This is a genomic window from Methanothrix soehngenii GP6, assembly GCF_000204415.1.
In the GTDB taxonomy this organism is placed as follows: domain Archaea; phylum Halobacteriota; class Methanosarcinia; order Methanotrichales; family Methanotrichaceae; genus Methanothrix; species Methanothrix soehngenii.
Window position 1 is genome coordinate 967,873 of record NC_015416.1, and the last position, 20,663, is coordinate 988,535.

18 protein-coding genes and 2 tRNA genes are annotated in these 20,663 nt (G+C 52.7%); 8 read left to right on the plus strand and 12 right to left on the minus strand.

Features of this window, described 5'->3' with window-relative positions:
* Positions 1-30: 30 nt before the first annotated feature.
* Positions 31-189 (minus strand): hypothetical protein, encoded by a 159-nt coding sequence (locus MCON_RS16030; RefSeq protein ID WP_013718904.1) that lies wholly within the window; start codon positions 187-189, stop codon positions 31-33.
* A 113-nt stretch (positions 190-302) separates the two neighbouring features.
* On the opposite strand from MCON_RS16030, the gene MCON_RS04865 reads away from it, so the two are divergent.
* A complete protein-coding gene (locus MCON_RS04865) occupies positions 303-1,406 on the plus strand; it encodes an RNA-guided endonuclease InsQ/TnpB family protein (RefSeq protein ID WP_048132921.1) in 1,104 nt (367 codons plus the stop codon).
* Between the two features lie 246 nt (positions 1,407-1,652).
* Complete coding sequence (locus tag MCON_RS04870; RefSeq protein WP_013718906.1) at positions 1,653-2,258, plus strand: NAD(P)H-dependent oxidoreductase; 606 nt, start codon at positions 1,653-1,655, stop codon at positions 2,256-2,258.
* A gap of 230 nt (positions 2,259-2,488) precedes the next feature.
* Here MCON_RS04870 and MCON_RS04875 read toward each other — a convergent pair whose 3' ends face one another.
* On the minus strand, positions 2,489-3,265 hold the full coding sequence (locus MCON_RS04875; RefSeq protein ID WP_013718907.1) for a winged helix-turn-helix domain-containing protein: 777 nt from the start codon (positions 3,263-3,265) through the stop codon (positions 2,489-2,491).
* Between the two features lie 144 nt (positions 3,266-3,409).
* Here MCON_RS04875 and MCON_RS04880 point away from each other — a divergent pair, with 144 nt between their 5' ends.
* Positions 3,410-3,649 (plus strand): MTH865 family protein, encoded by a 240-nt coding sequence (locus MCON_RS04880; protein ID WP_013718908.1) that lies wholly within the window; start codon positions 3,410-3,412, stop codon positions 3,647-3,649.
* 240 nt (positions 3,650-3,889) lie between these two features.
* The gene (locus MCON_RS04885; protein ID WP_162144997.1) at positions 3,890-6,091 is read left to right on the plus strand and encodes an oligosaccharyl transferase, archaeosortase A system-associated; all 2,202 of its coding nucleotides are present in this window, start codon (positions 3,890-3,892) and stop codon (positions 6,089-6,091) included.
* Between the two features lie 53 nt (positions 6,092-6,144).
* Here the strand turns inward: MCON_RS04885 and MCON_RS04890 are convergent, their stop codons facing one another.
* From MCON_RS04890 to MCON_RS04930, 8 genes are all read right to left on the minus strand, one after another.
* On the minus strand, positions 6,145-6,855 hold the full coding sequence (locus MCON_RS04890; RefSeq protein WP_013718910.1) for a hypothetical protein: 711 nt from the start codon (positions 6,853-6,855) through the stop codon (positions 6,145-6,147).
* 268 nt (positions 6,856-7,123) lie between these two features.
* Positions 7,124-8,305 (minus strand): COG1470 family protein, encoded by a 1,182-nt coding sequence (locus tag MCON_RS04895; protein WP_013718911.1) that lies wholly within the window; start codon positions 8,303-8,305, stop codon positions 7,124-7,126.
* A 47-nt stretch (positions 8,306-8,352) separates the two neighbouring features.
* On the minus strand, positions 8,353-9,129 hold the full coding sequence (locus tag MCON_RS04900) for a hypothetical protein (protein WP_013718912.1): 777 nt from the start codon (positions 9,127-9,129) through the stop codon (positions 8,353-8,355).
* A 311-nt stretch (positions 9,130-9,440) separates the two neighbouring features.
* The gene (locus tag MCON_RS04905) at positions 9,441-10,223 is read right to left on the minus strand and encodes a hypothetical protein (protein ID WP_013718913.1); all 783 of its coding nucleotides are present in this window, start codon (positions 10,221-10,223) and stop codon (positions 9,441-9,443) included.
* Positions 10,224-10,723: 500 nt separating this feature from the next.
* Positions 10,724-11,446 carry a hypothetical protein gene (locus MCON_RS04910; RefSeq protein WP_013718915.1) on the minus strand — a complete coding sequence of 241 codons (723 nt, stop codon included), beginning with the start codon at positions 11,444-11,446 and terminating at the stop codon, positions 10,724-10,726.
* Between the two features lie 505 nt (positions 11,447-11,951).
* Complete coding sequence (locus tag MCON_RS04915; RefSeq protein WP_013718917.1) at positions 11,952-12,674, minus strand: hypothetical protein; 723 nt, start codon at positions 12,672-12,674, stop codon at positions 11,952-11,954.
* A 458-nt stretch (positions 12,675-13,132) separates the two neighbouring features.
* A tRNA-Glu gene (locus MCON_RS04925) sits at positions 13,133-13,207 on the minus strand.
* 94 nt (positions 13,208-13,301) lie between these two features.
* Positions 13,302-13,374: transfer RNA gene (locus tag MCON_RS04930), tRNA-Gln, on the minus strand.
* Between the two features lie 104 nt (positions 13,375-13,478).
* Here MCON_RS04930 and MCON_RS04935 point away from each other — a divergent pair.
* Together MCON_RS04935 and MCON_RS04940 are read left to right on the plus strand one after the other, a co-directional pair.
* Complete coding sequence (locus tag MCON_RS04935) at positions 13,479-14,477, plus strand: DUF128 domain-containing protein (protein ID WP_013718918.1); 999 nt, start codon at positions 13,479-13,481, stop codon at positions 14,475-14,477.
* Positions 14,478-14,572: 95 nt separating this feature from the next.
* Positions 14,573-14,974: a 30S ribosomal protein S6e gene (locus tag MCON_RS04940; protein ID WP_013718919.1), complete on the plus strand. Its 402-nt coding sequence runs from the start codon at positions 14,573-14,575 to the stop codon at positions 14,972-14,974.
* A gap of 334 nt (positions 14,975-15,308) precedes the next feature.
* On the opposite strand, the gene MCON_RS04945 is transcribed toward MCON_RS04940, so the two are convergent.
* Complete coding sequence (locus tag MCON_RS04945; RefSeq protein WP_013718920.1) at positions 15,309-16,475, minus strand: geranylgeranyl reductase family protein; 1,167 nt, start codon at positions 16,473-16,475, stop codon at positions 15,309-15,311.
* Entirely contained in the window at positions 16,472-18,367 is a 1,896-nt protein-coding gene (locus tag MCON_RS04950; RefSeq protein WP_013718921.1) for a sodium:solute symporter family protein, read from the minus strand. Before MCON_RS04950 ends, MCON_RS04945 begins: the two co-directional genes overlap by 4 nt.
* A gap of 93 nt (positions 18,368-18,460) precedes the next feature.
* Between MCON_RS04950 and ilvD the strand changes: the two genes are divergently transcribed.
* On the plus strand, positions 18,461-20,116 hold the full coding sequence (ilvD, locus tag MCON_RS04955) for a dihydroxy-acid dehydratase (protein ID WP_013718922.1): 1,656 nt from the start codon (positions 18,461-18,463) through the stop codon (positions 20,114-20,116).
* On the plus strand, positions 20,113-20,658 hold the full coding sequence (gene thpR, locus MCON_RS04960) for an RNA 2',3'-cyclic phosphodiesterase (protein ID WP_013718923.1): 546 nt from the start codon (positions 20,113-20,115) through the stop codon (positions 20,656-20,658). Before ilvD ends, thpR begins: the two co-directional genes overlap by 4 nt.
* Positions 20,659-20,663: the final 5 nt, after the last annotated feature.

Sequence of the window (20,663 nt, forward strand, 5' to 3'; positions counted from 1 at the left end):
TTGGGATGTGCAGGATAAGAAGATTTCCCCTTAAGTCCTGCTTGGCTGCGTTCTCCTGCAGACCAGGAGCAGAAAATCAGGTATCCGAGCGCCATCCATCCGATCCGGGCACATGCTTCTCCAGCACTCCGGGGGCTCGGGCTCGATCACCCTGGCGATCTGAAAGCCGCAGGAGATCAGCTCGTTCATAGAGTCCTCCGGGGTGCAGGGGTAGTGGAAACCTCGGCCTTCAGGCCGGGGAGGAGCGTACCCCGCCCTTGATATCGAAAACTATATATCCATTGAATATAATCTTCAATGCAATGCTTCAGACCTTGATGGTAAAACTCGATCCCTCCCCGGAGCAACATAAGATGCTCTGTGAAACTATGAAGAGGTTTAACGAGGCTTGTAATCGCATAGCAGAGACTGTATTTGCTATGCATAGTGCCAACAAGGTTGAAATCCATAAGACGGTTTACTATCCTGTTAGAGAACATTTCGGTCTTTCCTCTCAGCTTACTATTAGGGCCATTTCCAAGGTCTGCGAAGCCTACAAGAGAGACAAGTCCATTAAGCCAGAGTTCCATCTTGATGGTGCGATCGTCTATGATCAGCGTATCCTTTCCTGGAAAGGACTTGAGAAGGTCTCTTTGATCACGCTGCAAGGAAGGCAGGCTATCCCTATTCGGTTTGGAGAATACCAGAAAGCAAGGCTCGACAGAATCCGAGGACAGGCTGATTTGATTCTGGTTAACGGAATCTTCTACCTTTGCGTAGTTGTAGAGGTTGACGAAGAGACTCCTTACGACCCTAAAGGAACCCTTGGAGTTGACCTCGGTATCAAGTACCTTGCTGTTGATTCTGATGGAGAAGTGCATTCCGGTGAGCAAATCAACCAGACCAGAGAGAGACTTGATTCTCTGAAAGCCCGACTCCAGAGCAAAGGCACTAAATCGGCCAAACGACATCTTAAGAAGCTGTCTGGCAGGACTGCCAGGTTCTCTAGAGATGTCAACCATTGCATTTCCAAGCATATAGTTACGAAAGCCAAAGACACTCTGCGATCCATTTCCCTTGAAGATCTTCAAGGCATCCGATCCAGAGTCACGGTTATGAAGGCTCAGCGTCGTCGCTTGCATACTTGGAATTTCGGGTTGCTTAGGACGTTTGTTGAATACAAAGCTAAGGTTGCGGGTGTTCCGTTGGTCTTTGTTGACCCCAGGAACACTTCCAGGACATGTCCCTCTTGCGGGCATGTTTCTAAAGCCAACCGGCCAACTAGAGATGAGTTCAGATGTGAGTCCTGTGGCTTCGCTGGGCCTGCAGATCACATTGCCGCGATGAACATCGCTTTTAGGGCTGAAGTCAACCAGCCTATTGTAGCGGGGAAACATCTTACCTCAGTTACAAGTTCCGGTCTTTAGACCGGAGTAGTTGACGATGTCCCCCAGAGTCCGGTGCCAGTAGACGGTGGGCTCCGCCTCGGGCAGCAGATGCATGCATAACCAGGGCGTGGGCGGCCTCGATCTTCATCAAATCATCGTGCCCTAAAGGAAACCATGCGCCTTATGGAAGAGATAGACAAGGCCATACCAAAATGGCCCATTGAGTGAATAGGATATTAATGGCAATAAATAACCAAATAGAGTCTACCGATAGGACGATCCCCAATGAATGTCTCACTTATCCTCGCTCACCCCAACCAGGGAAGCTTCAACCATGCCATAGCTATTGCAGCCATCAACGCCCTTGACGGCAACGGCCACAGCGTCAGATTTCACGACCTCTACCGGGAACGATTCGATCCTGTGCTGCCTTATGGGGAGATTCCCAAAGGCGCGGATATAGATTCAAATCTTATGAAGCATTGCGGTGAGATCGTCTCTGCAGATGGGATCATAATCGTCCACCCCAACTGGTGGGGCATGCCTCCCGCCATCCTCAAGGGATGGGTGGACAGGGTGATCCGGCCGGGGGTAGCTTACGAATTTTTGGAGGGGGACAGCGGCGAAGGAGTGCCAAGGGGCCTCTTGAAAGCCAGAAAGGCGCTGGTGTTCAACACCTCCAACACCTTCCCGGACCGGGAGCGCGAGGCTTTTGGCGATCCACTGCAGAGGCTGTGGAAGGACTGCATCTTTGGGCTCTGCGGGGTGGAGGAGTTCTATCGGAAGACCTATTGTGTGATTGCGACCAGCACGCCGGTTAAGAGAACTGCCTGGCTGGAGGATGCAGAAGATACAGTGGCAGAGATCTTTCCCAAAGATAGGAATAGGTAATTGGAAATCCTGGCGAGAGAATGGGGGAGCAGAGGTCTGGCATGCGGATGAATAATGGAATTGTAGATATGGGATGGCTGCAAGTCCGGGCCAGAGACGAAGGCAGGCCGCCGGAATGAGAGGTCTTCGTGAGCAATAGGAACGCGGACCGCCCCCGAGGATCCGAAGGCAAAGGCTATCTACCTCGTCAGCTTCTCCGGCCTGAAGACCGGAGTTCCCTTGCGCCATTTCTATGGCCTTTTTATCGGTTCGGAGCTGATCCTTTTCGAGCCCAGGTCCGAATATAACTCTGCAACTCCCCTGAGGGCTCGATATCCCTTCTCGCTAATCATATAGTCCCCTCTCTCATTTCTTTGCAAAATCATTCCTCCATTCTGCAGCTTCTGCAAGTGGAAGAGCAGATTGCCGCCCCGCAATCCTGTGAGCTCAGCAAGGGCAGAAAAGGTCTTCGTCTCAGCGAAAAGGGCCTTTAGAATTTGCAGTCTCTGTTTATTGCTCAGGGGCTCGAGGAGCTCGACGACAGTCTCTTTTTCGGGAAGGGACTCCATCGATTCACCCGTCAAATCATTTTCTCGGTATACCCTAAGCGAACGCATCAGATCTATCTGCTTATCCAATAGCCTGGCCACCTCAGAAAAGCATGTTTTGCACTGATCATAAGGAGACTTCCTGCGCATCTCTTCCAGCTTCGATTTCGCATCGTTGATGGAATCCGCTGATACCTCGCCCCTTTTTATCTGATCCAGGCTGCTATTCAGAAGATCTGAGAACAGCGCTTTGCAAGCATTTTTCATATGACAGTCCTTCGATATCTTGCCTTCCAAGCTGCTCTCTATCTCATCGGTTGCGTATCCCCGGATTACATCAAAAAAATCGCTTCTGCAGCCATCGACAATAGAATTCAAGTGCTGCTGATTTGAGCGTTCCATGAACCTCTTCATGTCTTCGTGCATGATATCTAGCTTCGACTTTATGGCGTTGACATCCTTCAGAAGATCCGCATTCATGATATCATCAAACTGAAGCGATGATAAAAAGGTTTCTATTATGTATCTGAGAGTTAACCTTGTGTATTCAATTATACCTTGTATAGTTTTATAACGCTAAAGTATATATTCGTAACCAGACAATAGAAGGATTGGTGAAACACAATGAGTGCAAAAGACGAGATACATGCCCAAATTGTTGGTGCCTTAAAGGAAGCAAAGTTTCCCATAAAAACGCCTGAAGAGCTTATGGCTGCCCTGCCCCAGGGTGCTGCCACCAAATGCAAGGCAGGAGACGTGGAAATTACAGCGGGCGATGCAGGAAAGGTCTTGAAAGCCAGCGATTTCCCATTTAAAGATGCCAGGCAGGTGGCCGACGTAATCGTCAAGCGTGCCGGGCTCTGAATTAATCTAGCCCCGAGGTCTCAGGAAGGGTTATTCAGATAAAAGAGAACCATCGAGAATTCCACGGTCGCTGGCGCAGAGCCGCGATAGCAGTAGATTGGGCTCTTTGGTGATATCTCTGCCGTCCGGCACCAGTAGACAGCGACCTTCATTCTGAATCCGCTCTAAGATCTCTCTATGCTCTTTTAGATAAACTATCCTCAAAAGGCTTTATATTATCGAATATCAATGCTTGAATTCATGGATGAGGGGAAGAGAAGCGAGCCGGTTGAGCTGATAGCAGTCCTTGTCTTCGGCTTCTTGTTGAAGCTCTTTGCAGGAAGGAACTCACTTACCGAACATGGGATAGTATTCCCGGGCTACGATGAATACTATCATATGCGCAGGATACTCTATGGGACCAGCAACTTTCCTGATACGCTATGGTTTGATACCTACCTGAACTACCCTCATGGCTTTTCCATAACCTGGCCCCCGCTCTTCGACCAGATCTCCGCTGCCCTATGCATCGCTTTGGGCCAGCATACAAAAGAGGGGGTGGAGATGACGGCGGCCTTTGTGCCTGTCATCATCGGTCTGCTGGCGATGGTCGTCGTTTACTATATCATGCGAGAGCTCTTCGATCACAGAATTGCCCTTCTGGCAAGCTTCATGACCGCTCTCGCCCCCTACTACCTCCTCTATACTATGGTTGCCGCCACCGACCATCACTCTTTGGAGGTGTTGTTTCAGCTCCTCTCTCTCCTGTTCATGGTCCTCGCATTCTCCCGGCCGGATAAGAGATGGCTCTACGCTTCTGCGGCAGGTGTGGCACTGGCCGCCCTGGCATATACCTGGCAGGGCGCAGATGTCTACTTCGGGGCGTATCTGCTATTCGCAGCATTTGGTATGAGCCTGGAACTGCGCCAGGAAAAGCCAAACCTGAACATCGTCTCAACGCTGCTTGTAGCCTTTTTCCTCGCCCTTATACTCGTTTTGCCCTTCAGGAATACCCCCTGGATGTCACCCTCATTCCTGGGATTGGCAGCCATATTCGTCGCCCTGGCCATCATGCTGGCACTGGCACACATTATCGCTAAGAGGAGCATATCCTGGAAGGCATTCCCATTGGCCATCCTCGCCATATTCATTATATCATTGCTGCTCTCAAAGATATTGGGCGGATTCTTTGGACTGGAGGGTCTGATCCGAACGGGAATGGGATACATCTGGGGAGGGGAGATGATCGGCAAGATTGGAGAGGCAGAACCGCTCATCTATGACCTTGATACGTTATCTCAGGTGGTCTTCTCCTGGCTGGGACTGAACATCCTATTCTCCCTAGCAGGAGCAGCCGCCATAGTAGTCTATATGCGAAAAGAAGAAAGAAGAATGCAGCAGAGCCTGCTTCTCCTTCTGATATGGGCAGTCTTCTCCATCCTTCTCACCCTGGGACAGGGCAGATTTCTGTACATCTCCACGATATTCATGGGCATGCTGATAAGCATACTGATATTCTATGCCCTGGATCGCCTTAAGAAGTTCCAGGAGGAGAGGGGCGCAAAGCTCCACAGGGCCCTGGCAGCAGCCATCATCCTGCTTCTTGTCCTGCCGACGGCAATTGATGCCTTCAACTTCGCCAGCAATTCGCCACCTGCGATCGCAGGCGACTGGCAGGACTCTCTATTCTGGCTGAAGGAGAACAGCGACCCAACCAGCCACTTTGCCGATCCGGAAGAGATCCCTGAGTACAGCGTGATGAGCTGGTGGGACTATGGCAACTGGATCCTCTATCTATCTGAAAGGCCGGTGGTGGCGAACAACTTCCAGACCGGAATAGAGGATGCGGTGAAGTTCTATCTGGCAGAGGACGAGAAGGAAGCGACGGAGATAATGGATGCCAGAGGTGCCAGGTACGTCTTTGCCGATTTCGGCATTGCCTATGGCAAGCTGCCCTCCCTCACAGAATGGGCGGATGAGGATATCAGCAGCTATATGGCCCTGGAGGAGTACGGCGCTCAGCTCTCAGCCAAACCCAAAGAGAGGTTCTTCAACACCACATTGGGCAAGCTCTATCTAGCAGACGGAACAGGCATGGGCCGGTTCCGCCTGATCCACGAGTCGAGCACTATCATGGGAAATGTAGGAAAGAGCAGGGTTATGATCTTCCAGTATGTTCCCGGAGCGTTGCTGAAAATCCATACCGGCCGGGATGGAAATGGCATGGCTTTGCTCAATATGACCTCCAATATGGATAGGAGGTTCGTCTACCTCAACCAGGCCACCTGGAATGGAGATGCACTTGAGGTAAGAGTCCCCTATTCCACCGAGAGAGAGCATGAGGTCCATGCAACTGACCCGTATATGGTGTTCTCAGTGCATGGAGACGATGTGAAGGCACAGATGGTTGAGGTGAGCGAGGAGGATGTTCTCCAGGGAAGAACCATTGATATCAACTTTTAAAAAAGAGAATTGCGCCGTTTCCGGCGCATTAATTTGATATTCTCGATTAGGGCTTATACGCAGGGCAGCCAATCAACGCTGATTTCGCCACAGGTGGAGTTGCCCCAGAGCTGGATGAACTTCTGAATGGCGAAGACGCCAGTCAGGTCCTCGACCGATCGGCCATACTCAGCATGCCGCCCTTTGAGCGCGCTGCTGGACTCGGGATCTCTGGAGATCCAGCCGATATGGGCCACACCGATTACATTGCTGTTTATGTTGGCCTCAAGGACACCGTTGCAGCAGGGAGTATCGGTCAGGGCATTGTATCCCCTGGTCTTGACCTCAGTGGTCTTCTGCAGGTGCTCAGCATGAGTGTACATCTCAGTCAGAACAGCACCTATCTTATAGTTCTGAACGCACAGCTTATCCACCCATTTCTGGTCATAGGTGCCGGTCTGATAGGAGACGGGCATGTACTCCAGCTCCTGCTCTGAGGTGAAGTTGATGTAATCCATTGGATAGCCGTTCGCCCATTCGCAAGCCATGTCCAAAGGCTGCCTCTCCGCCTCCAGCTCTATCCTGGAGAGGATCACATTTCCTGAGCCGGTCTGCTTCTCTACCAGCTTCTGGCCCTCATAGCCAGACTGGGTGGAGATGACCATCTCCAGGCTTCGATAACCCACCCCTTTTACAGACGATTTCTCGTACATGTAATTGGCAGCGCCTGCCATGCCTATTAGAGCCATGGCGATAACCGCTAGAACGATCATTTCTCTCTTCAATCCACACTACCTCCTTTTCTGCCCGGATGCTCTTGATTTAAGGATTTGCTGGCCGATATGATAATTCGATTCGGGCAGCCCGATATCCCCACAGTCCGGGAAGGTCACTCTCCTATAGAACCCTAACACCCGCTATGAGCTTCTCTGCAGCCTATTTTAAGGTTTTGGCTGAAATATTTGGGGCTGAATGTATATACATTTGAGAAAGAACGCAAATCGAATTGACTGAATAGAGCAAGAGAATTAATAAAAAATAAAAGAGTAGAGCTTATGCCTTTTGGCCGAAATTATTCAGCCTATTTACGAAGTTATAGCATGAGCTGCTCGTACAGGGACTGGCGACCGGCATCTTCTTGGAAGTATCGACTGCGGGAGTGGCTATTCCCTCGCAGTCTCCATTCTGACAGGCGGGCTCTGATTCAGCATTATTGCGGAAGAGAATCCTCCTGTTGATCTCAAAGGATCCGAAGTACTCCTCAATCTCTTTAAGGCTCTTCTGGCCGGGGATAGATTGCTTGGCATCTAAGAGGTAATATCCAGTGAAGTTATCCGCCGTCTGGAACTCAGCGGTCTTCTTCAAAGATCCAGTCTGATGCAGTGTGAAATCCTGGCTCTTGAACTCCATCTGCTGCAAATCATAGGTTTCCCGGATCTTGGAGCCGACCCCGCCGAATATGGCAGAGCTCTTGAAGCTCTCCGTTCCCACAAGTGCATCTCCAATGGCCACTGCATTGTAGTTATCGACTGCATCCTGCTCAACGAAGTTGGCATTCTTTCCCCTTGCATCATCCACCATGTACTCGTTCTTGACCAGAGCATCCACGCTGCCGCTGAATATCACGTCCTTGTTGGACTTGATACCAGATTCCATCGACCTCAGGTCCTTGTTCATCAGGAACTGTCCTGATCCACTGATAGCGGTCTCTGAGGCGTAGTCGTATGCCTGCACTCTGAACGTTGCCTCCCTAGAGGCTGAAGTGCGGCATTTGGCCGATGCCTCAACCGCAAACCTGTACTTCCCGGCTACGGCATTGATATCCGGCTGCACGGTCAGGGTTTGGGAGCGGGACCCTCCGGCAGGTATATTCATAGGGCTTCTGGTCCAGCCAAACCAATCCAGGGCGCAGTCCATTGGCTTGACGCAAACCTCAACATCTGCATCAGTTGAGCCCTCATTGGTTACAGTAACCACGAAGTCCAATTCCTTTCCCTGAGTGGTATATGACTTGTCCGCCTCCGATTCAGGCCCGGTTAGACTGACATCTACCGATAGAGCCCCGGAATCTCCTGAACAGGGACTGGGCAGATAGTTGGGAATGGATGGAGTAGAGGGACCCGACCAAGTGGCAGAAACATCACCCAACTCCATTCCCGGATCCTCAACCGTAGCCTGCACCTGGCATACTGTCAGGATCAACATTGCTATTGTAATGATCAGACATATTCTCATGGTAACCCCCTTTAAACAACATAAAAAAACTAGCCAGGCCATTTGACCTAGCAGTCTATGCCTTCACAAGGAGCGCGATGCTTCTCACGCACTGGATTTTCATGGAACTTCAATACCTTCTCAGCCTCGAATGTTCCGGTGAACATCTCATGAGCTTTGATATCCTTGTAGAATATCCTGTGCCATGTAGCGTCTGTGCCCCATGTGCCGTTGAAGGAATTCTTGGTCTCGATTCCCACCAGATGAGCGGGATTGCTGCCCATCAGGGCTGCAACAGCATCCTGATCCCTTCCCGCTTTCGCTAGCGAATCTACTAGCTTCTCAGGCGTCGTGCCTGGCGGGTTGTAGGGCGTGGTAGATGAGAAGAATGCGGTCTCATCCTGCTCCATCTCAGTAACCGAGAACAGCTCCTGCACATTCGCGCCGATGCCGCCATAGAACTCCTTGGAATTTAAGTAACGTCCGCCGGTCAATGGTGTCTGTCCGCTGTAGGTCATCTTGGTGTTCTGGACGAAGTTCAGGTTGGACTTATTTCCGCCGTTGACCGTGGAGATGTTCCTCTTGAGGACATCAGCATTCTGAGAAAATGCGGTCTCCTGATCCAGCTCAATGTCTCCATCCCCGGTCATGGTATCGAAGTACTCGAGAGCTATTTTTTTGTCTATTACCGAGTTAGCAACATCGATAATCCCTGAACCGGATACCTTATGGCTTTCACAAAATTGCTCATACTGCACTGGCGGTACCAGTGGTGGATTAGCCATTGTAATGCTACATAGCCCCACTAGGGCTACTGCAAGAACTGCTATCGTTACTCCCTTCATTATACATTTACCCCCGATGATTGATGTAACAGCTATTGATCCCTTTAGATCAGTAGCTATCCTGCCCGCATGCGCAGGACTTGAGCTACAATTGTAAGTTGATGCTTTTATTCGATATAAATGTATCTGTTCATAATAATGGTCATCCAAAGGCCGGTTCGTTGCAGAAGCTTCAACCAAACGCATGCCATTTTGAGATGACGACAAATCCCTGCTAATTAAAAAAAAGATCGAAATGAAGCCCGCCCAGCAGATCGCCGAGACGGGCCTATTTTAAAGATTTTTATTCACCCGATGTCGATAACGATCATCTACACGCAGGGCAGCCAGTCAACGCTGATTGCGCCGCAGGTGGAGTTGCCCCAGAGCTGGATGAACTTCTGAATGGCGAAGACACCAGTCAGATCCTCGACGGATCTGCCGTACTCAGCATGGCGGCCCTTGAGCAGCCTGTTGGGCTCAGGATCCCTGGAGAGCCAGCCGATATGGGCAACGCCGATGACGTTGCTGTTCAGGTTAGCCTCGAGGACACCGGTGCAGCAGTCCATTTTACAGCCGGTAGCATACCAAAGGCCGTCGTCGGGATTATAATCCCATAGGTCTTCTATTCTCTCTTTTTTCCCGTAGCCTCTGGTCTTAACCTCGGTGGTCTTCTGCAGGTGCTCAGCATGGGTGTACATCTCAGTCAGCACAGCGCCGATCCTGTAGTTCTGCACGCACAGCTTCTCAACCCACTTCTGGTCATAGGTGCCTGTCTGGTAAGATACCGGCATGTACTCGAACTCAGCTTCCTTGGTGAAGTTGATGTAGTCCATATAACAGGAATTGGGATACATGCAAGGGAACTGCAGTCCTTCGGCAGTTATCTGTCTCTCAGCTTCCAGCTCAGTCCTCTCGAGGATCACGTTTCCGGATCCGGACTCCTTCTCTACCAGCTTCTGGCCATGGAAGCCAGACTGGGTTTGAATGATCATCTCTACGTTCTTGTATCCAACGCCCTTGACCGATGCCTTTTCGTACATATAGTTAGCTGCACCGGCCATGCCTACTGCGGCCATGGCGACTATAATCAAAACAGCTATTAGTTTTCTCATTTCTTTCCCTCCTCCTTTACATGAGGATCGAAAGCTGCTATTGACAGCAACAAGTGATCCCTCAGTACATCACCCCGGCTGGATATACAGATCCTTTATCAAAGATCCAGGACCGTTCCACCTGAAGAGATGAAACCGCTCGGCTCCCTCCAGCATATAAGCCAAAAGCGTTAAATGTCATCCTATCCGGCGTGAGGAGCCTGATTCCAGGATTACCATTAGATGTTACTTGAGCCATTGTCTCAGGCACAACATTTTTCATTAGATTAATGACATATAAAGCTATCGAGCAGGGTTAAGAGAATTTTATATTCCACGATTCCACCCCTCTTGCCTGTTTTTTCCCGAGAAGATCGCCCAATTGCTCAGAAGAGAACACTCAAAGGAACATCTAACAAAAATACAGGCGTAAGAAGCAGGTTATATGATTTTAAAAATATTGCATAGGCCCCAGGCCTCATAGCCTGAGGTCATGTTCCTTTTTACAGTCTTAATCTAATTTAAATGCAGGGCAGCCAGTCAACGCTGATTGCGCCGCAGGTGGAGTTGCCCCAGAGCTGGATGAACTTCTGGATGGCGAAGACACCAGTCAGGTCCTCGACGGATCTGCCGTACTCAGCATGGCGGCCCTTGAGCAGCCTGTTGGGCTCGGGATCCCTGGAGAGCCAGCCGATATGGGCAACGCCGATGACGTTGCTGTTCAGGTTAGCCTCGAGGACACCGGTGCAGCAGTTATCTACACATATGTTCTGGTAGCCTCTGGTCTTGACCTCGGTGGTCTTCTGCAGGTGCTCAGCATGGGTGTACATCTCAGTCAGCACAGCGCCGATTCTGTAGTTCTGCACGCACAGCTTCTCAACCCACTTCTGGTCATAGGTGCCTGTCTGGTAAGAGACTGGCATGTACTCGAACTCAGCTTCCTTGGTGAAGTTGATGTAGTCCATTGCACAGGTATTGGGATATATGCAGGGCATCTGAAGTCCTTCAGCAGTCAACTGTCTCTCAGCTTCCAGCTCAGTCCTCTCAAGGATCACGTTTCCGGATCCGGACTCCTTCTCTACCAGTTTCTGGCCATGGAAGCCAGACTGAGTGGAAATGATCATCTCTACGTTCTTGTATCCAACGCCCTTGACCGATGCCTTTTCGTACATATAGTTAGCTGCACCGGCCATGCCTACTACGGCCATGGCGACTATAATCAAAACAGCTATTAGTTTTCTCATTTCTTTCCCACCTCCTTTACATGAGGATCGAAAGCTGCTCTTGACAGCAACAAATGATCCCTCAGTACATCACCCCGGCTGGATATACAGATCCTTGATCAAAGATCCAGGACCGCTCCACCTGAAGAGATGAAACCGCTCGGCTCCGCTCTGCTCCAGCACATAAGCCAAAAGCGTTAAATGTCATCCTATCCGGCGTGAGGCGCCTGATTCCAGGATTACCATTAGATATTACTTGAGCTATTGTCTCAGGCACAACCTTCCTCATTAGATTACTGACATATAAAGCTATCGAGCAGGGATAAGAGAATTTTATATTCCACGATTCCGCCTCTCTTGCCTGTTTTTTCCCGGGCAGATCGCCCAATTGCCAGAAGAGAACACTTAAAGGAAAATCTAATAAAAAACCAGGCGTAAGACGCAGGTTATACGATCTTAAAAATATTGCATAGACCTCAGGCCTCGCAGCCTGAGGTCATATTCCTTTTTGCAGATCTAACTCAATTTATACGCAGGGCAGCCAGTCAACGCTGATTGCGCCGCAGGTGGAGTTGCCCCAGAGCTGGATGAACTTCTGAATGGCGAAGACACCAGTCAGGTCCTCGACGGATCTGCCGTACTCAGCATGGCGGCCCTTGAGCAGCCTGCTGGGCTCGGGATCCCTGGAGATCCAGCCGATATGGGCAACGCCGATGACGTTGCTGTTCAGGTTAGCCTCGAGGACACCGGTGCAGCAGTTATCTACACATATGTTCTGGTAGCCTCTGGTCTTGACCTCGGTGGTCTTCTGCAGGTGCTCAGCATGGGTGTACATCTCAGTCAGCACAGCGCCGATTCTGTAGTTCTGCACGCACAGCTTCTCAACCCACTTCTGGTCATAGGTGCCTGTCTGGTAAGAGACTGGCATGTACTCGAACTCAGCTTCCTTGGTGAAGTTGATGTAGTCCATTGCACAGGTATTGGGATATATGCAGGGCATCTGAAGTCCTTCAGCAGTCAACTGTCTCTCAGCTTCCAGCTCAGTCCTCTCGGTGATCACGTTTCCGGATCCGGACTCCTTCTCTACCAGTTTCTGGCCATGGAAGCCAGACTGGGTGGAAATGATCATCTCTACGTTCTTGTATCCAACGCCCTTGACCGATGCCTTTTCGTACATATAGTTAGCTGCACCGGCCATGCCTACTACGGCCATGGCGACTATAATCAAAACAGCTATTAGTTTTCTCATTTCTTTCCCACCTCCTTGATTTACCATCAATGCTTAGGATCTAAGCCGTCCGCAGAGGCCCAAATCCAATGACACCATACGACAACGAGTCCAAATTCCCAGCATAAGACCATGCTCATGCAGAGCAACCTGGTTTTCGCTTGAGGTATGGAGTACCTGATCCTCATGCTTCTCGGCTTGTATTTGAGTATTTTGCTCAGGCACGAGCACCCTATACCGCCTTCTGGAATATAAACATATCGGGCTTTTATAGGAAAAAAACGATATCAATTGGTCATATGCCCTTTAAGGATATGACAATATCCTCTCTTTGGATCAGCGGTATTCTGTTCGAAAATGACTGCATCTTCACCGGAGAAAAGGCCATTATTGCGCGCCATAGCCCTGATAAGAGGCCAAGTTAGAAGGAATCTCACAGGAGCGGCGCAGGGCCGATCTTGGGGAAGAGTATGGTAAAATGCTCCGGCCGGGATTTGGACCCGAGTCTTCGGCTTGAAAGGCCGAAATGATTGGCCGGGCTACACTACCGGAGCAACTGGTGACGGGCGATATAATCAATCAGCCTGGCCCTCTCCCCATGAGATCGACCAGATATATCTACATTTCTGATGGCTTGGGGATTTTGAGTAGTCCCGGGCGGATTCGAACCGCCGTCGCGGGCTCCAAAGGCCCTCAGGATTGACCTCTACCCCACGGGACTATATCTTTTAGCCTCTACTAGCCGCCAAGGCCATTGCTCTTGGAGGCTTTGGCCCTTGTTCTCCGCATAAGATATATATTCCCTTTCCCGGAGGATCTGGGTAGATGAAGCTGCTCACTAAGAATCATATGAGCCAGCGCAGGCTTATAGAGATCCTCAGGGTGATCGAGGGCGCCGGCATACCAATGGGAGCGAGGGCGATCTCAGACATCCTTTGCAGCCGTGGCTATGATCTGGGTGAGAGAGCGGTGCGCTACAACCTCAAAATCCTGGATGAGCTGGGATTCACCAGGAAGAAGGGGTACAGTGGTCGTGTTATTACCTCTCTGGGCTCCAGGGAGCTGAGCGATGCGCTCATAGACGACCGAATTGGATTTGTGAATACCAGGATTGAAGAGTATATGTATAAGAGCAACTTCGATCCCTGCAGCGGCCAGGGCCAGGTCATCGCCAATACCAGCATAGTGGATAAGGCAGATGCTGAGGAGGTCTTGGATATGCTCGGTCGCGCCTTCGACCAGGGCTATACGATAAGCCGCCGTGTATTGATCCTGGACGAAGGAGATGCGATTTCCACCCTGGAGGTGCCCGCTGGATCCCTGGGATTGGCTACGGTATGCAGCATAACCATGGATGGAATCCTGATGAAGAAGGGAATTGCTGTCCTCACCAGCTTCGCTGGCCTGGCAAAGATCAAGGAAAAACAGCCAATTGAGTTCACCGACCTCATAGCTTATGCCGGATCCTCCCTGGACCCGGTGAAGGTTTTCATGGGGCGGAAGGTGACGAGCGTTGCCAATGCCATCCGCTTGGGTTCGGGAAGAGTGCTGGCCAATGTTCGGGAGATTCCCGTCGCGGCGGCTGGCCATGCTCTGGAGCTGCTGGAGGCATCCCGATCCGCGGGCTTTGGCGGCCTCATAAAGGTAGGAGGTCCTGCTGAGCCGATACTGGGCTGCCCTGTAGCTGCGGGAAAAATCGGCATAGCCTTTTACGCTGGTGTTAATGGGACGGTGGCCGCGGAGGAGATGGGGGCGAGAATGAAGACACTGCCCATATCCATGCTCGTGGACTATTCACGGATGACCGATCTGGACAGACCTTGAATGAAGCCCATCATTTAAAGCTAAAAGACAAGATAAGGTTTTATAGGGCATTGATCCCTAGACTCAAAGTCACATTTCATTGATGAGGAAGAACGATGGATTTTAGAGTTGTAGTCTCAGATCCCAAGAGCGGAAAAGCCTATCAGGTAGAGCTTAAGGATCCGGGAGCAGGCAAGCTTCTGGGGAAGCATATCGGCGACAAGATAGAAGGAGATATATTGGGCATGCCAGGATACTCGATGCAGGTCACAGGCGGCAGCGATCGCGAGGGATTTCCCATGCGCGCAGACCTGCCGGGCACCAAGAGAAGGAAGATCCTCCTCTCCACTGGAACTGGCTATCATCCCGTTGCTGAAGGGAAAAAGAAGAGGAAGAGCATCCACGGAAGGGATATCTCTCCTGATGTCGGCCAGATAAATGTCAAGGTAGTGGAGTCGGGAGCCAAATCCCTGGAGGAGCTGCTCGGCAAGGCTCCCAAAGAAGAGAAGGCAGAATAGTCGATAATAAAGGACGGGATCGGCCGTCCTATTGCTTTTTATTATCGATTTGATCCCGATCAGAGCGATCCAGGCTCTGGGATCTGGCCGTCGCGGAGGCAGTCCGATCCTCCTTTGGGCGGTCTGATCGCTCTTATTAATAGATATTATGTTACTTCTCACCATATTATTCGGCTCTTCGCTGAATTATGTGGGTGAGGCCCAGCAGAGAATATGGCCTCTGTTCCTCTGTGTCTCTTGTGGTTGGGTCATAGCATAGCGGTTCACCACAGAGGCGAAAAGATACAGAGAATTACCGAATCAAGTTCACCCATAGCAAATAGCGAGGAGCCTATTATTCTTTATCGCTCCGATCGCCATCAGCCCAATGGCGCGATCGGAGAGGCGATGGTATCTGCGCGCGCATCACCGATTTCATCTGCTCAGGGCTCAGGGCGGCAAAAAGGGCATTGATGAGCCGGTCGCTCCTCATGGCTACATCCACCATCTTCCTGATCTGCACCGACCTGTCCAGCTCCCGGCCGAACTCCTGGCCAATGCTCGATAGATACTCCTGTAGAGGCGTCCCCGACTGCAGATGATCAATGGCAGACTGGCCGGCGATCCTCCCCGCCACCACGGCAAGGGGTATGCCTCCCCCGCTGGTGGCCAGCACGTGTCCGGCAGCATCCCCCGCCAGGATCATATTGCCCTTCTGGATCGAACCTACAGTTCCGCCCGCGGGAACCAGGCCGCGCATCACCGCCAGCACCTCGCCCGAGGCCAGCTTCTTCGAGGCCTGAGGATGATCCTGCACAAATCGCTGCAGAACGTCGGAAAGCCTCTGGCCGGATAGGTAAGATGCGCGCACCCCCACCCCCACATTGGCTCTATCCGGGCCCAGGGGAATTATCCAGGCATAGCCGCCGGGAGCGTATCTCGCCGAGAAGAACATCTCTGCCGCATCGCTATCGATATCCACATCAGTCATCTCGTACTCTTGGCATATGCCCACCTCCTGGGCGGGGTTCCCCATATAGCGGGAGACGATGGAGCTGGGGCCATCCGCACCTATTATCATTTGAGGACGGAGCCTCCCAGCATAATGGCCGGAGAGCTCCAGGCCGCCTTCCACCAACGTCGCCCGGGTGGCGGGAAGGATCCTGGCACCGGCGCGAGCGGCTTGGGAGGCAAGATGGCGATCGAAGGCCCGTCGGTCTATAACCCTCCCCGCGACAGCAAACTCTTTGCTCTTGCCCGAAGGAGAATAGATCCGCTGCAACTGGGTACGATGCAATATGCAATGCTCGGGAATCTCCCTTAAGGCATCCGGGAGCCCGGCGCGAGGCAGCAGAGCCTCCAGCTCCCAGGCCTCCGGAAGAAATCCGCCGCACTGGACGGGGCTACCTATCTCGCTCTTCCTATCGATGAGCACCACATCCAGCTCTCGGGCCGCTACAAGGGCAGCGGTGCTCCCCGCAGGCCCCGCACCCACCACTGCCAGCTGTATATCTTCTCTCATGTCCTTGGTGATGCTTGCAAGCCAAGCTCCAGCAAGACCTCTCCTATCTCCAGATAGGCAATGACCAGCTCATCCCTCTGGCGGTCGCCTTCCTCCAGCCTCGGCTCTGAATTGAGCCAGATCTGCCGGGAGGTGCCATGCACCATCTTGATGCAGGCCTGCATATCAGCCTGGCTGAGGCGGTAGGCGACATGGCTCCCGGTGGGAGTGAACCAGACGGGATGCCTCTCTTGAAGCTTCTCTATAAAGGGCTTCCACATCAGCAATTGATGCCCTGCCTCTTCATGGGCCCTGGAGTACTCAATGGTCAGTCTGAGATGAATGCGATCTCCTGCCAGCTTCTCTTCGATATCCGATGCTATTTTCAAATAGTCAGGGTTTGTCCTGTCCACTCGGGGAAGATCGCCCTGGAAGACCCGCTCTGCGATATCGGTAAAGAATGGCGCGAGGCGGATATCCTCCGCCTGCCGGGTGGCCAATGACACCCCCACGAAGAAGAGGGCGCTCAAAGATAAGCCGACCAGGACGCCGTGCTCAACCAGATAGGGGGAGATGCTGTCTAATGGCGCCTTCAGCCAGAACTGCTCATAGGATACGAGAAGGATCTGGGTTCCCCCGCCCGCCACCAGGGCCGCCATAGCCCCCCACTTCGTAGCCCGTTTCCAGTAAAGCCCCCCGATAATAGGAAAGAAGTAAGATGTAGTGCCGATGACCGTGGCGATGATCACCGCATCCATGATGCTGTCCACATTCAGAGCGATGAGTGCGGATATGAAGACCATGATCACAATCAGAATCCTGTTCAGAATCAGCATCTCTTTCACCGTGGCTGTTGGCCAGAGGTGCCGCTGGATCAGGTCTCGGGAGAGGCATGATGCCCCCGAAGTGGCGAACGTATCCGTGCAGGACATGGATGCCGCAGCAAAGCCAATGGTCAGGAGGCCTAAGAGCCATCCAGGAACGTTATCGCTTATGATCCGGAGATAAAGCATCTCCGCTTCCATCTCATTCCCTGGCCGGGGATAGATCACCGAGAGGCCTATGGCAGCGAGAAGGCAGAAAGAATATATCAGGACCAACAGGGTGGCGCCAAGCAGAAGCCCTCTTTTCGCGGAGCGATCATCGCGAGCTGCCCAGACCTTCTGCCAGGGATCCTGTTCTGCCACCCAGCCGGGCACCAGAGCCACTATGAAAACCAGGGCACCCAATATTCCGCCCATGGAGAAGATATCCCACCAGTCGGCGCCCAGCATTGTGGATGCAGCGATGAGGGAGACCCCCTCATTCGCAGACAGGCCTAGAGCCATATGGGCAACATAGGCGGCAAGGCCGGCCAGCAGTATATACTGTATCATGTCCGTCCAGACCACCGCCCGAAAGCCGCCCACACCGACATAAAGGGCTACAGAGACGGCCATGATGGCAATGGCGAAGATGGGCTCTATGCCGAAGAAGGTCCCCAACACCATTTTAAAGCCGATGAAATCGGTAACCGAGAAGAGTATCATCATAATGGTCACAGCGATGGCCACAGGTGCTCTGATCATTGGGTCGTACCTTATCTCCATGAGCTCGGGCTGGGTCAGAGCAGGTATATTCTTGATTCTTCCCGATATGGCGGCGATGATGGCCAGGCCAGCGATATTCGGGAATACCCAGATCCAGATCGAGCCAATGCCATAGAGGAGGAAAAGCCCTGTGGCCAAGAGCAGCGCGCTGGCCGTGGTCCATGCTGAAGCAGCAGCAAGTCCTATGCTGATTGGTCCCAGCTCTCGTCCCGCCAACCAGAAGTCGGTCTCCGACCTCTGCCTGCGGGAGAAATACAGGCCGATTCCAAGCAAGATCGCTATGTAAATTGCCAGGAATACCAGGAACAATGAATAGGCATCCATGATTTTCAAACACCATCTGGCGGCAAGTATCTGGAGGTATTTAACAGCAACTACTTAAGCGCAAAAGTGGCAGAGGCGAAGGAGGTTTTGGATATGAGAAGCGATGTCACCAAGGTAGGCAGAGAGAGAGCGCCTCATCGGGCTCTTCTCAAAGCTACCGGCCTGTGCGATGAGGAGATTCGTCGTCCCTTCATCGGCGTTGTGAACTCCAGTAACGATTTCATACCCGGCCACATTCATCTCGATCGACTGGGGGAAGCGGTTAAAGCAGGTATCCTCTCTGCCGGAGGAGTTCCATTTGAATTCCAGACCATCGGGGTCTGCGATGGCATAGCCATGGGCCACAAAGGAATGAGATATTCTCTGCCCAGTCGCGAGCTGATCGAGGACACCATTGAGATCATGGCCGAGTCCCATCAGCTCGACGGCCTGGTGATGATCCCCACCTGCGATAAGATCGTGCCCGGACATATCATGGCTGCGGGGAGGCTGGACCTGCCCACCATCGTGGTCACGGGCGGTCCGATGATGCCCGGCTTCGCCTGCGACAAGGAGCTTGACCTGATCAATGTCTTCGAGGAATGGCAGAAAGGGGGCGAGACCCTGGATGCCCTGGAGGATATGGCATGTCCTGGCGCAGGCTCCTGTGCCGGCCTATTTACCGCCAATACCATGGCCTGCCTCACCGAGGCCATGGGCCTCTCCCTGCCCGGATGCGCTACCGCCCATGCGGTCGATGCGCGAAAGATCCGTCTTGCTAAGCTCTCTGGAATGAAGATCATGGAGCTGGTGGAAAAGGGCATAACCGCCCGCCAGATAGTCACAGCAGCCTCTCTGGATAACGCCATCCGGGTGGACATGGCCATTGGAGGATCGACGAACACAGTTCTGCACCTGATGGCGATCGCAGCGGAGTTTGGCCTGGACCTCGATATCGAGCGCTTCGATCAGCTCAGCCGCGAGACGCCCCATCTGGTCAACCTCAGGCCGGGCGGGCCTCACCACATCATCGACCTGGAGAGGGCAGGAGGGGTTCCGGCCGTCATGAGCGCCCTTCGCTCTCGACTGGACCTGGATGCCCTGACCGTTACCGGCCAGAGGGTGGGCGAGAACCTGGACTCATTCAAATTGATCAACCCCCTCACCAACTCCCGGGTCATAAGCACTATCAGCTCACCTGTGCATGCCGAAGGGGGCATAGCCATACTCTTTGGCAGCCTGTCCCCGGAGGGATCCGTGGTCAAGCAGACCGCAGTATCCCCATCCATGCTCGTCCATTCCGGCCCGGCAGTGGTCTATGATAGCGAAGAGGCTTCTATGGCCGGCATAGTAGGAGGAGAGGTAAAGCCCGGAGATGTGGTGGTGATAAGATACGAGGGGCCCAAAGGAGGTCCAGGAATGCGAGAGGCTCTGGCGCCCACCTCTGCCATCGCTGGGGCAGGGATGAGCGAATCCGTCGCCCTGATAACCGATGGCCGGTTCAGCGGAGGCACCAGAGGCCCCTGCATCGGCCATGTCTCTCCTGAGGCAGCAGTAGGCGGTCCCATCGCTCTAGTCCGGCCTGGTGATATGATCAGCATAAATATCCCTGCTCGCAAGCTCGATCTGCTGGTGGACCCCGCGGAGCTGGAGCGGAGGAGAGGCGAATGGAGGATGCCAGATATGCCGGAGAACGCCATAAAGACCGGAGTTCTGGCGCGTTACAGGAAGTCGGTGACCTCGGCCAGCATGGGCAGCGTACTCAGATGACGGGAATCAGGTGCTTCGTAGCGGTGGATCTCCCAGAGGAGATGCGCGAAAAGGTCGGACCACTGCAGAGCAAGATAGCCACGGAGGGCTTGCGGCTGGTCCGGCCGGATCTGGTCCATGTCACCATCAAGTTCCTGGGGGATGTGCCCGCGGAAAAAGTGGAGAGGGTCAAAAAGGCTCTGGCTGCGGTCAGGGCGGCCCCCTTCACCGCCCGCTTAGTGGGTTTGGGCGCATTTCCCGGAAGATCGGTGCGCGTGGTCTGGCTGGGCCTGGAAGGGGACTTCTCCCAGTTATCAGCTGAGGTGGAAGCAGCCACAAAATCCCTGGGATTTCCCCCGGAGGAGCGGGGCTTCACCCCCCATGTGACAATAGGAAGGGTGGGCAGGCCCAATGCCGGGACCAGCCGGGAGCTTCTGGCGAAGATCGGCCTGCAGTCTACAGTGGACCTGGGAAGCTTCACTGTAGAGGAATTCTATCTCAAAAAGAGCACACTGACCCCCGGAGGACCCATCTACGAAGACCTGGCAGAGTTCCCTCTCTGAGATTC

Coding starts and splice junctions, on each gene's coding strand:
- MCON_RS16030 (WP_013718904.1), bottom strand. CDS start 189: ATGAACGAGCTGATCTCCTGCGGCTTTCAGATCGCCAGGGTGATCGAG.
- MCON_RS04865 (WP_048132921.1), top strand. CDS start 303: ATGCTTCAGACCTTGATGGTAAAACTCGATCCCTCCCCGGAGCAACAT.
- MCON_RS04870 (WP_013718906.1), top strand. CDS start 1,653: ATGAATGTCTCACTTATCCTCGCTCACCCCAACCAGGGAAGCTTCAAC.
- MCON_RS04875 (WP_013718907.1), bottom strand. CDS start 3,265: ATGAATGCGGATCTTCTGAAGGATGTCAACGCCATAAAGTCGAAGCTA.
- MCON_RS04880 (WP_013718908.1), top strand. CDS start 3,410: ATGAGTGCAAAAGACGAGATACATGCCCAAATTGTTGGTGCCTTAAAG.
- MCON_RS04885 (WP_162144997.1), top strand. CDS start 3,890: ATGGATGAGGGGAAGAGAAGCGAGCCGGTTGAGCTGATAGCAGTCCTT.
- MCON_RS04895 (WP_013718911.1), bottom strand. CDS start 8,305: ATGAGAATATGTCTGATCATTACAATAGCAATGTTGATCCTGACAGTA.
- MCON_RS04900 (WP_013718912.1), bottom strand. CDS start 9,129: ATGAAGGGAGTAACGATAGCAGTTCTTGCAGTAGCCCTAGTGGGGCTA.
- MCON_RS04905 (WP_013718913.1), bottom strand. CDS start 10,223: ATGAGAAAACTAATAGCTGTTTTGATTATAGTCGCCATGGCCGCAGTA.
- MCON_RS04910 (WP_013718915.1), bottom strand. CDS start 11,446: ATGAGAAAACTAATAGCTGTTTTGATTATAGTCGCCATGGCCGTAGTA.
- MCON_RS04915 (WP_013718917.1), bottom strand. CDS start 12,674: ATGAGAAAACTAATAGCTGTTTTGATTATAGTCGCCATGGCCGTAGTA.
- MCON_RS04935 (WP_013718918.1), top strand. CDS start 13,479: ATGAAGCTGCTCACTAAGAATCATATGAGCCAGCGCAGGCTTATAGAG.
- MCON_RS04940 (WP_013718919.1), top strand. CDS start 14,573: ATGGATTTTAGAGTTGTAGTCTCAGATCCCAAGAGCGGAAAAGCCTAT.
- MCON_RS04945 (WP_013718920.1), bottom strand. CDS start 16,475: ATGAGAGAAGATATACAGCTGGCAGTGGTGGGTGCGGGGCCTGCGGGG.
- MCON_RS04950 (WP_013718921.1), bottom strand. CDS start 18,367: ATGGATGCCTATTCATTGTTCCTGGTATTCCTGGCAATTTACATAGCG.
- ilvD (WP_013718922.1), top strand. CDS start 18,461: ATGAGAAGCGATGTCACCAAGGTAGGCAGAGAGAGAGCGCCTCATCGG.
- thpR (WP_013718923.1), top strand. CDS start 20,113: ATGACGGGAATCAGGTGCTTCGTAGCGGTGGATCTCCCAGAGGAGATG.